Here is a 10,267-nt window from a genome sequence, read left to right on the forward strand (position 1 = left end):
GTCCTAGCTGTTACAGATCGAGATGAACGCACAGGCCAAGCCGAAAATCTCAATCTGTAACATGTAGACCACTTTTGACCGCTTAGACGTTACAGATCGAGACAAACGGAATATACCGGACCGAATTGTCTAAATCTGTAACAACTAGCTGAGATTTTCGGCCCTACCTGTTACAGATTTAGACGAACAGGCCGAGCACGTCTACGCCCGCAGGTCCTTTACGCTGGAACGTTCGACCAACACGCCCGAGACGAGCGTACGGCTTCTGGAGCTCGGGGCTTCCAGACCTGCGACGACCTCGTTAAGCGCACGGACGCCCAGCTCGCGGTGACGGAACTTCACCGACGTCAGAATCGAGTTGGGAATCGTCTTGTAAAGCTCGTCATCAAAGCCGATCACGGACACGTCGTCGGGCACACTGAGCCCTTTGTCACGTAGAGCCATCATCACGCCGTTTGCCATGCAGTCGTTAGCAGCGAGGACCGCCGTGCAATCGGCTTTATCGGCAAGCACAAGGCCCGCGGCATAGCCACTATCCGCATTCCAATCGCCTTGCAGAGGCTCGGGCGGCTCAATGCCATGCGCCTCGAGTGCCGCTCGCCAACCTTTCATACGGCACTGGCTCGACAGCGCTTCTTTCTTACCAGAGACGAAGTACACGTTCTTGTGCCCGTGATTCAAGAAGTACTCGCACGCCATGCGCGCGCCGCCCTCTTGATCGTCACTGACGGTGGAGCAGGTAGGATGTTCCATCGGTGTGATAATCACCGTCTTGAGGTCTTTCGGTGCCTCAAAAGTATCAAAGTCATCGACCATCTGACGTAGGTTGAAGATCATGCCGTCGACGGGAAGCTGCGACATCCTGCGCGCCGCATCGGCAAGGGTCATCTTCTCCCCCGCCCGCTTTTTGATCATCGTGAGCGCAAAGCCGCGTTCTTCGGCGGCATCTGCGATACCGTCAATCATGTCCACGGCACCGCCCGACAAGTGGAACAGCACCACGCCGATGCACCCGTAACGGCCCAACTTGAGCGAACGCGCGGCAAAGTTCGCCCGGAACCCGAGCGCTTCCATTGCGGAATGGACCTTATCGCGTGTCGACTCTCGCACGCTACCGGGCTCGTTAATCACACGCGAAACCGTCTTGAGAGAAACACCCGCGGCAATCGCCACATCGTTCATTGAGACATTTTTCTTGTCCATCGTTGCCACTACTTCTCCACTCGGTTCTCTATCGCTTGTTTTTTGCGTTCTAGCATACACCACCTGCCTGACTGATAAATCAACCGTTTACCGGACAATATCGACCGCTCACCCGTATATCCTTGTTGCTCTTCCAAAAATGTCTTACGTTGTCATTAACGAAATGACAACGTTGTCATTTCGCAATGCCTTCCTTAAGCAGGAAGGTTTCCGGGCAGTCCTGACCATCCATCGACGACCAGTTCCATCCACATGCATCGCGCATCAAGTAGCAAAGGAGCTCTATGGACGCCATCGTAAAGATGCTCGAAAAGCATCAACCGTTCTTCGAGAAGATCTCGAGGAACATCTATCTCCAGGCCATCAAGGACGGATTCCTTGGGTGCATGCCCATCGTCCTCACCTCTTCGATCTTCCTGTTGATCGCCACCCTTCCCGGCGTCGTTGGCATCACGCTGCCCCAGCCGCTCATCGACTGGTGCAACAAGCTGTACAACTTCACCATGGGCGTCATGGGCATCATGGTTGCCGGCACCACCGCCAAGAACTTCACGGCTTCCATGAACCGTCGCATGCCCGCCGGCAAGGTGCTCAACGACGGCTCCACCATGGTTGCCGCCCAGTGCAGCATGCTGCTGCTCGCTGTTACGCAGTTCACCACCAAGTTCAACGGCTCCGAGCTTTCTGTCTTCGATTGCACCAGCATGGGTACGCGCGGTCTGTTCTCGGCCTATATCGCCGCGTTCATTACCGTTTGGGTTTATAAGTTCTGCGTCTCGCGCGATCTGACCATTAAGCTGCCCAAGGAGGTCCCGGGCGCCATCGCTCAGAACTTCCGCGACATTATCCCCTTCGGTGGCGCCGTCATCATCTGCGGCATCATCGATGTCGTCGTGCGCAACCTCATGGGCGTTCCGTTCTCCGAGCTGCTTATCAAACTGCTCTCCCCGCTCTTTACCGCTGCAGAAACCTATCCTGGCCTTATCCTTATCCAGGCAGCCACCGCGTTCTTCTGGTTCATCGGCGTCCACGGTCCTTCGATCGTCCAGCCGGGCATCGACCCCATCCGTCTTGCCAACCAGGCCGAGAACCTGCAGGTTCTGCTGGCCGGTGGCCACCCCGCCCACTCCCTCACTTTCAACATGTCGCTCGTGGGTGAGTTCGGCGGCACCGGCGCCACGTTCATCGTGCCGCTTCTGCTGATTCTCTTTATGAAGTCCAAGCAGCTCAAAGCCGTCGGTAAGGCCTCGATTGTTCCTGTTGCCTTCGCCGTCAACGAACCGCTGCTCTTTGGCGCGCCGATGATCCTTAACCCCTACATGCTCATCCCCTTTGTTGCCGCCGGCTGCGTCAACGTAAGTGTTGCCAAGTTCTTTATCGATAACGTGGGCATGAACGGCTTCTCCTTCGTGGTGCCTTGGGCTACCCCTGCCCCCATCGGCATCTTCATCACCACGAACTTCCAGCTTATCGCCCTGGTATTTGTCGCGATCATCATCTTGCTGGACGCCATCATCTACCTGCCGTTTTTGAAGGCATACGATAAGCTGCTCTGCGACCAGGAGGCCGAACGCGCCGCCGAGCTGGGTCTCGAGTCCGATGGTGCTGCCACCATCGCCGCCAGCACCTCTGCGCCCGCTGCCGAGCAGACCACCGCTGCCGTCGAGCCGACCGCCGCTGCCGCCGACAGCAAGCCTGTCGCCGATCAGCCCGAGCCCGCCTCCGACGCATCCGCTAAGAAGGACGTCGATGGCCTGAAGGTCCTCGTCCTGTGCGCCGGCGCCGGCACCTCTGCCATGCTTGCCAACGCCATCAAGGAAGGTGCTGCACAGACCGGAGAGAACATCGCTTCCTCCGCAGGCGCCTATGGCCAGCACACTGCCATCATGGATCAGTACGACGTTATCGTGCTTGCCCCGCAGGTCCGTAGCTACTACAACGACATGAAGGCCGACACCGATCGCCTGGGCATTAAGCTGCTCGCCCCGCGCGGTAAGGAATATATCGACCTTACTCGCGACCCCGCTGGCGCCATCAAGTGGCTCCGCGAGAACCTCGACTAGTTCCTCCCTCTGTTGGTGCCCGGATCCCCAGTTCGGGCACCTCCCCCTATTCGTATCCCACAGAAAGGATGACTCATGACCAACCCCATGCAGTTCCCCGACGGCTTTGTGTTTGGCGGCGCCACCGCCGCTTACCAGGTTGAGGGCGAGACCCGCACGCACGGCAAGGGCAAAGTGCCCTGGGACGATTTCCTGGCAGCTCAGGGTCGCTTCTCCCCCGATCCCGCAAGCGATTTCTACAACAAGTACCCGGTCGATATCGACCTGTGCCAGCGCTTCGGCATCAACGGTATCCGCGTCTCCATCGCTTGGAGCCGCATCTTCCCCAACGGCACTGGCGAGATCAACCCCGAGGGTGTTGCCTTCTATCACGAGCTCTTTGCCACCTGCAATAAAGCCGGCGTTATCCCCTATGTCACGCTCGATCACTTTGATACGCCCGAGGCCTTTTATCAGAACGGCGGCGAGGGATTCCTGACGCGCACGACCATCGATGCCTTCGTCGAGTACGCCAAGTTCTGCTTTGCCGAGTTCACCGAGGTCAAGCACTGGTTTACCTTTAACGAGATTCCCGCAACCGCCGAGGGCAGCTTTATCGTCGGCAACTGGCCGCACGGCGAGAAGTACCGCCTGGACAAGGCCTTCCAGCTCATGCACAACATGATGGTGGCCCACGCCAAGGCTGTCGTCGCCTTCCATGAGGGCGGCTTTGAGGGCGAGATCGGCATTGTCCAGAACCTGGAGCCCAAGTATCCCCTCGATCCCAACAGCGCTGCCGACTGCGAGGCGGCTCGTATGGCCGACGTCATCAACAACCGCTGGGTACTCGACGCCACCTTCCGCGGCCACTATGCAGCCGACACCATGGAGGCCGCGACCAAGCTGGCCCATATCGCCGGCGGCGAGCTCGACGTCCGCGACGAGGACATCGCCGCGCTGACCGCCGCGCTCCCCTACAACGATTGCCTGGGCGTCAACACCTACAAGTGCCAGTTCCTGCGTGCCGCCGAGGGCGAAAACGACATCAACCACAATGGCACCGGCGACAAGGGCTCCTCGCGCTGGTTCCTCAAGGGCGTGGGCGAGTCATGCGTGCGCGAAGGCGTACCCACCACCGATTGGGACTGGATCATCTATCCCGAGGGCCTCTACGACCTGCTGCTCCGCATTAAGAACGATTACCCCAACTACAAGAAGATCTACATCACCGAGAACGGCATGGGCTATAAGGACGACTTCGAGGACGGCTTTATCGATGACGCCCCTCGTATCGACTACATGCGTCAGCATCTCGAGTGGATCCTCAAGGCAATCGACGGCGGCGTAAACGTCGACGGTTACTTTGTGTGGTCGCTGCAGGACCAGTTCTCCTGGACCAACGGCTACAACAAGCGCTACGGCCTGTTCTACATCGACTTTGAGACCCAGAAGCGCTATCCCAAGGCGAGCGCGTACTGGTACAAGAACGTCGCGGAGACCGGCCTGCTTATGGCCTAACTTTTGCCGCATACCCCCTGTCGGCCGCATGCGAATCCCTCCACGGGTTCGCATGCGGCCTTTTTGTTTTTTGCCGAGCCGCGCGGATCGTTTGTCTCGATCTGTAACATCTAGCTGGGATTTTCGGTCCTAATTGTTACAGATTGAGACGAACGCGCAGGCCGGTCCGAATAATCTAAATCTGTAACACCTAGCCCACTTTTGACCATCTACCTGTTACAGATCGAGACAAACGCACAGGTCAATCCGCTCAATCTCGATCTGTAACACTAAGCCGAGTTTTCAGTCCTAACTGTTACAGATCGAGACAACCAGAATAGGCCGGACCAGAAAATCTCAACCTGTAACACTAAGCCTGGTTTTGGCCGCCCACCTGTTACAGATCGAGACAATTCAGCAGCATCAGTCACGCAAACACACCGTGGTATAATTATGCCCCATCGCAAAGGAGGTTCTTATGCCCGCTTGTGTGCCCGTCCGAGATATGAAGGACACTGCTGCATTTACCGCGCTTGTTGAGTCTGAGCGCGACGTCACTGTCACCAAAAACGGCTACGAGGCCATGCACTGCATTAGCAGCGACCAGTATCGCCTCATGCAAGACGAAATCGCCAAGGCCAAGTTGTTATCTCGCATGATGTTGGCAGAAGATGAGATATCGCAAGGCGACTACAGCGACTACGACTCCTTCGCGACCTCGATCCGAGACAAATATGACTTATAACGTCGTAATACTCAAAAGCGCGCGATATGAGTACGAGAGTATCGTCGGATACCTTGCCCAAATCCTCAAGAATCCGCGCGCAGCGGGCAATTTCGTCGCTGAGTTTGAATATCAGCTTGATCTGCTTCGCGAGCAGCCGCTCCTACGGCCCCTCTCACACATACGAGAGTTGGCGGCACGCAATTATCGATCGTTTCCCGTCAACAACTACGTGTGTCTTTACAAGTTTGAGCGCGAAACGATCTACATCGCCCACGTTTACCACCAGTCACAGGACTACGCCCGCCTGGTCTAGCTTGTAATCTGATTGCTTTCCCCAACGCATTTGCGTGTCAAATCGCGTCACTTTGACACGCAAAATGACACGCAAATTTTTACGTGTCATATTATTGACGCGCAAAATGACGTGTAAAATTTTACGTGTCATTTTTCACGTCAAATTGAAGCGAAACGGAGCAACACGATGCAAGAATCCAAAGATCTTGAATTCAAGGAATGCGTCACCAATTCGTTCCTTAAAACTGTCTCCGCTTATGCAAATAGTACGGGCGGGCGTGTCCTGTTTGGAGTTAACGACGACGGAGAAGCCGTTGGCCTCGATGATCCCAAGCAGACCTGCCTGGATATCGAAAACAAGATTAACGATTCGATCATCCCCCAGCCTGATTACTCCCTAAAAATCAACGAGCCCGATGCAACCGTGGAGCTTACGGTCTTTCCCGGCAGATCGAAGCCTTACCTATACCGCTCGAAGGCATACAAGCGCAATGACACCGCGACCATACCAGTTGATACCCTAGGCCTTTCGCGTCTTGTGCTCGAGGGTCAAAATCTCTCCTTTGAGCAGCTCCCGGCAAACAAACAAGATTTATCTTTTACCGTTTTAGAGAATCGCCTAACAGCAAAACTTTCGCTTCAGTCATTCACAACCGATACCCTCAAAACCCTTGGCCTGCTCGATGAAACCGGAACCTACAACAACGCGGCAGAACTGCTCGCGGACGAGAATGGCTTCCCGGGTATCGACATCGCAGTGTTTGGTGAAACTATCAACCTCATTAAGCAGCGCAAGACTCTTGCGCATGCATCGGTTTTAACGGAGATTGACGGCGCTCTTGAACTATTTGAAACTCAGTACTGTTACGAAGAGATCAAGGGAATGGAGCGGATCCGCAAGGAGCTCATTCCGCTCGAAGCATTCCGCGAGGCCATTACCAATGCAGTCGTTCACAGGACTTGGGATGTACCCGCGCACATTCGCATCTCGATGTTCGACGACCGCGTGGAAGTCGCCTCGCCCGGCGGTTTGCCGGCAAGCATGACTGTCGATGAATACCTGTCCGACATGCTGTCCGTAAGACGCAATCGTATTCTTGCCGAAGTCTTTTTGCGCCTAGGCCTTATCGAAGCATTCGGAACGGGCATTATGCGAATTCGAGACACCTATAAAGACAGCATCAAAAAGCCTCGTTTTCAAGTATCGGATAACGCTATTGTGGTCACGCTTCCCCTACTCATGGATAACCCCGGGCTCGAAGGCGACGAACTTACCGTATTCGGACTGCTGAGTGGAGTACACCCTCAATCGACAAGCGAGCTTGCGGCTAAAGTCACCTTTAGTCGTTCGAAGCTACTCCGCATCCTCAAAAAACTCGTTGAGACAGGCCTGGCGACAGTTGAAGGCACCGGCAGGGGGCAGAAATATCGCCTGCAGCGTTAGCTAGCAGATGACCTGCGTGTGCTCCTCGATGGCGACACGATCCTCGGCGGCGATACCCGGCTCGCACACCACGGCGTCCAAATTGTCCAGGCGGCAGAAGGTGTAGAAGTCGCGCTTGCCGATCTTGCTGGAGTCGGCGATCAGATAGCGCGAGTCGGCCTTGCTAAAGGCGAGCTGCTGGATACGACCCTCTTCCATGTTGGATGTGGACACGTCGCCGTCCAGAATGCCGTTTGCGCCGATAAAGGCTGCGTCGATCCCCAGTGCGCGCAAGGTGTCCTCGGCCGTAGGGCCCACAAAGGCGGCGGTGCGGCGGCGGTACACGCCGCCCACCAGGCACAGTTCGCAGTCTTCGCGCGCCTCGAGCAGGTTAAACACCGAAAGCGAATTGGTCACAATGCGCAGGCGAAACGCCGGCAGCATCGAGGCCATCTGCTCAACCGTGGTGCCCGTGCCCAAAAAGATGGTCGAGCCTTCCTCGATAAGCTCCACAGAACGGCGCGCAATCTGCAACTTTTCCTCGGCATGCTTCGTGCGCTTTTCGCTGTGCGAATACTCATGGCGCAGCATAGCGTGTGGACGGCCCTGCGCACTGCGGGCTCCGCCGTGCACGCGCTCGATCTCGCCCAGGCTCGCAAGCTCCTCAAGATCACGGCGGATCGTCATATCCGAGACACCTAACGCATCCGAAATCTCCTTGACCGAGACCGTTCCCTGTTCCTCGAGCAGCTGCCGAACCTTATCCTGTCGCTCCGCTTTAATCACGATGAGTCCTCGCTGTTCCACGCTCACGTCAATTCAAACAATAACGAACAAATTGTATCAGACTCGCGCGCGTCAGAAATGAACGCCCGCACAGCTCCAATCATCACTTTTTTGAGAAAAATACCCCCTGCTTTAGTGGGGTGTAGTGATAATCTCGCCTGTTCGCGCTACAGTTTGTCCGAAATACCTCGATGTTAGGAACCAAATGATCACTTCCGAGCTTTTCGGCACCGCGCCGTGCGGTACCCCCGTTCATCGTTACACCCTCAACGGGCCCGAGATCTGCGTTCGCATTATGGACTATGGCGCCACCGTGCTGGGTATCGATGTGCCCGACATTCCCGGCAACGTGCGCGATGTGGTGCTGGGCTTCGATAAGCTCGAGGATTACTTTGACAACCCCGCCTGCTTTGGCGCGACCATCGGCCCCGTGGCCAACCGCACTGCAGGTGCCACGATCACTATCGCTGGCACGGACTGGCATATGCCGGCCAACGAAGGCGCCAACAACCTGCACAGCGATCTTGAGCATGGTCTGCACAAGCGCGTGTGGGATGTTGAGCTCGACGAGACTCACAACGCCGTGCGCATGACCACCTCACTTGAGGATGGCGAGCTGGGTCTCCCCGGCAACCGCACCTTTACGGCCGTGTTTACCGTGACGCGCACCGGCGTCTTTCGTGTCGAGTATGGCTGCGAGAGCGACCGCGCCACGTACGTGTCCATGACCAACCACACGTACTTTAACCTTGCCGGCCATAACGCCGGCATGGACTGCGAGCACTTCTTTGTTGCCAACGCTGCCCACTACCTGCCCATCAACGAGCAGAATATCCCCACCGGCGAGATCGCTCCGGTCGAGGGCACGCCGTTTGACTTTCGCGAGCTGCACCCTGTCGCGCCTGGCATGGAGGCCGACAATCCGCAGATTAAGCAGGCCCGTGGCTACGACCACTGCCTGTGCATCGATGGCTATCAGTACGGTCGCAACCTGCGCCGTGCGATGCACGTCGAGGAGATGTGGACCGGTCGCGAGCTGGACTACTACACCACTGCCCCGGGCGTGCAGCTCTACACCGGCAACTGGCTGGGCGACGAGCACGCCAAGGACGATGCTAACTATGGCTGGGGCGCCGGCTTTGCTCTCGAGGCCGAGATGTACCCCGACACGCCGCACCAGCCGTTGTTCCCGCAGGGCATTGTGGGCCCGGGTCACCCCTACAGCAATGTGATCGAATACCACTTTATGAGGCACTAAGCCCACAACGCAACATATCGCACAGCAGCGCCCGCCGGCACCACCGCCGACGGGCGCTTTGCTACCTAGTCATTGGGGACGTTCTTAAATGACTAGTTGGATGGGGTCGGGATTGGAGCTGGGGAGATAACGGATTTCTAGTTCTATGCCGAGTTCTTGCAGCTCTTTGAAGGCGGCGACGTCCGCATCGTCTATGGCGACTGCGGGCGTCGCGGAACGCTTGCCCTCCCCTGCCTGCATATGGCCAATGCTGATCTTGGTGATCGGCACGCCACCCTTAACCAGCGCCAACGCATCGGCGGGCGACGCCACCATGATGAGGATCCATTGGCGCGGAGTCGCGGTATGAATAATGCCAATCGTCCTTTGGATCGAGAAGAACCGAGTCCATACGCCATCGGGCGCCGCCACCCTCATGGGTGCCCATTGGCGCGAATCCGCCGCGATCTCATCGTTGACGATTAGGACAAGGTTGGAACCCACGGCTTCGTTCCACAGCTCAACGTCTTGCCCGTAAATGAAACGGTCGTCGATACGCGTGAGAAGAATCTTGGGTTGAGCCATGGCAGTCCCATTCTGTTTGAGACTCGTAAGAGCGAGACATCACGTCTCCAATATTAGTGCATTTAAAGTGAGAAAAGCCGTCAGAACACTTGCACGGATGTGCGATGTCCCGTATCATAGACAGCCGTTGACGCCTCAGTTGCGTCACCACATGGCCGCCAGCGTAGCTCAGTTGGTAGAGCACCGCTCTCGTAAAGCGGGGGTCACCGGTTCGAGCCCGGTCGCTGGCTCCATTGCACAAGATAGCCGCCTTCGGGCGGCTTTTTTGTTGCCGATTCGCCCACTCGGTGGACTTCGGATTTAATGCTTAGGGGGCGGGGATTTACCAAAGTGAAATTTTAATGAAAAGAAACCCAGCTGCAACAATTGCCATGGTGAGGGCTCGAATTGGCCATATAGATTTAAAATAGCCACGATACCTTCTCTTTTGCTGGAACGATATATCTATACAAGGTTGTGAGCGGAAAACAAAA

The 10,267-nt window shown here is 56.5% G+C and carries 9 protein-coding genes and 1 tRNA gene; 7 read left to right on the forward strand and 3 right to left on the reverse strand.

All coding sequences use genetic code 11. The features are described 5' to 3' along the window. Positions 1–201 precede the first annotated feature (201 nt). Positions 202–1,203, reverse strand: a complete 1,002-nt coding sequence (locus tag LK493_RS07780; RefSeq protein ID WP_227790656.1) for a LacI family DNA-binding transcriptional regulator — start codon at positions 1,201–1,203, stop codon at positions 202–204. A 284-nt stretch (positions 1,204–1,487) separates the two neighbouring features. Between LK493_RS07780 and LK493_RS07785 the strand changes: the two genes are divergently transcribed. From LK493_RS07785 to LK493_RS07805, 5 genes are all read left to right on the forward strand, one after another. Next, entirely contained in the window at positions 1,488–3,266 is a 1,779-nt protein-coding gene (locus LK493_RS07785; protein ID WP_227790648.1) for a PTS lactose transporter subunit IIBC, read from the forward strand. Between the two features lie 75 nt (positions 3,267–3,341). Then, positions 3,342–4,763 (forward strand): 6-phospho-beta-galactosidase, encoded by a 1,422-nt coding sequence (gene lacG / locus LK493_RS07790; RefSeq protein ID WP_227790649.1) that lies wholly within the window; start codon positions 3,342–3,344, stop codon positions 4,761–4,763. 457 nt (positions 4,764–5,220) lie between these two features. After that, entirely contained in the window at positions 5,221–5,487 is a 267-nt protein-coding gene (locus tag LK493_RS07795; RefSeq protein ID WP_195363394.1) for a type II toxin-antitoxin system Phd/YefM family antitoxin, read from the forward strand. Next, complete coding sequence (locus LK493_RS10385) at positions 5,477–5,782, forward strand: type II toxin-antitoxin system RelE/ParE family toxin (protein WP_227790650.1); 306 nt, start codon at positions 5,477–5,479, stop codon at positions 5,780–5,782. The genes LK493_RS07795 and LK493_RS10385 overlap by 11 nt, the downstream gene beginning before the upstream one ends. 168 nt (positions 5,783–5,950) lie before the next feature. Beyond that, positions 5,951–7,207, forward strand: a complete 1,257-nt coding sequence (locus LK493_RS07805; protein ID WP_227790651.1) for an ATP-binding protein — start codon at positions 5,951–5,953, stop codon at positions 7,205–7,207. On the opposite strand, the gene LK493_RS07810 is transcribed toward LK493_RS07805, so the two are convergent. Then, complete coding sequence (locus tag LK493_RS07810) at positions 7,208–7,972, reverse strand: DeoR/GlpR family DNA-binding transcription regulator (protein ID WP_227790652.1); 765 nt, start codon at positions 7,970–7,972, stop codon at positions 7,208–7,210. Positions 7,973–8,177: 205 nt separating this feature from the next. On the opposite strand from LK493_RS07810, the gene LK493_RS07815 reads away from it, so the two are divergent. After that, on the forward strand, positions 8,178–9,230 hold the full coding sequence (locus tag LK493_RS07815; RefSeq protein WP_227790653.1) for an aldose epimerase family protein: 1,053 nt from the start codon (positions 8,178–8,180) through the stop codon (positions 9,228–9,230). Between the two features lie 84 nt (positions 9,231–9,314). Here the strand turns inward: LK493_RS07815 and LK493_RS07820 are convergent, their stop codons facing one another. Beyond that, the gene (locus LK493_RS07820; protein ID WP_227790654.1) at positions 9,315–9,794 is read right to left on the reverse strand and encodes a PTS system mannose/fructose/N-acetylgalactosamine-transporter subunit IIB; all 480 of its coding nucleotides are present in this window, start codon (positions 9,792–9,794) and stop codon (positions 9,315–9,317) included. A 157-nt stretch (positions 9,795–9,951) separates the two neighbouring features. Here LK493_RS07820 and LK493_RS07825 point away from each other — a divergent pair. Beyond that, positions 9,952–10,027: transfer RNA gene (locus LK493_RS07825), tRNA-Thr, on the forward strand. The last annotated feature ends 240 nt before the right edge of the window (positions 10,028–10,267 follow it).

Source organism: Collinsella aerofaciens (assembly GCF_020709435.1).
GTDB lineage: Bacteria > Actinomycetota > Coriobacteriia > Coriobacteriales > Coriobacteriaceae > Collinsella > Collinsella aerofaciens_AU.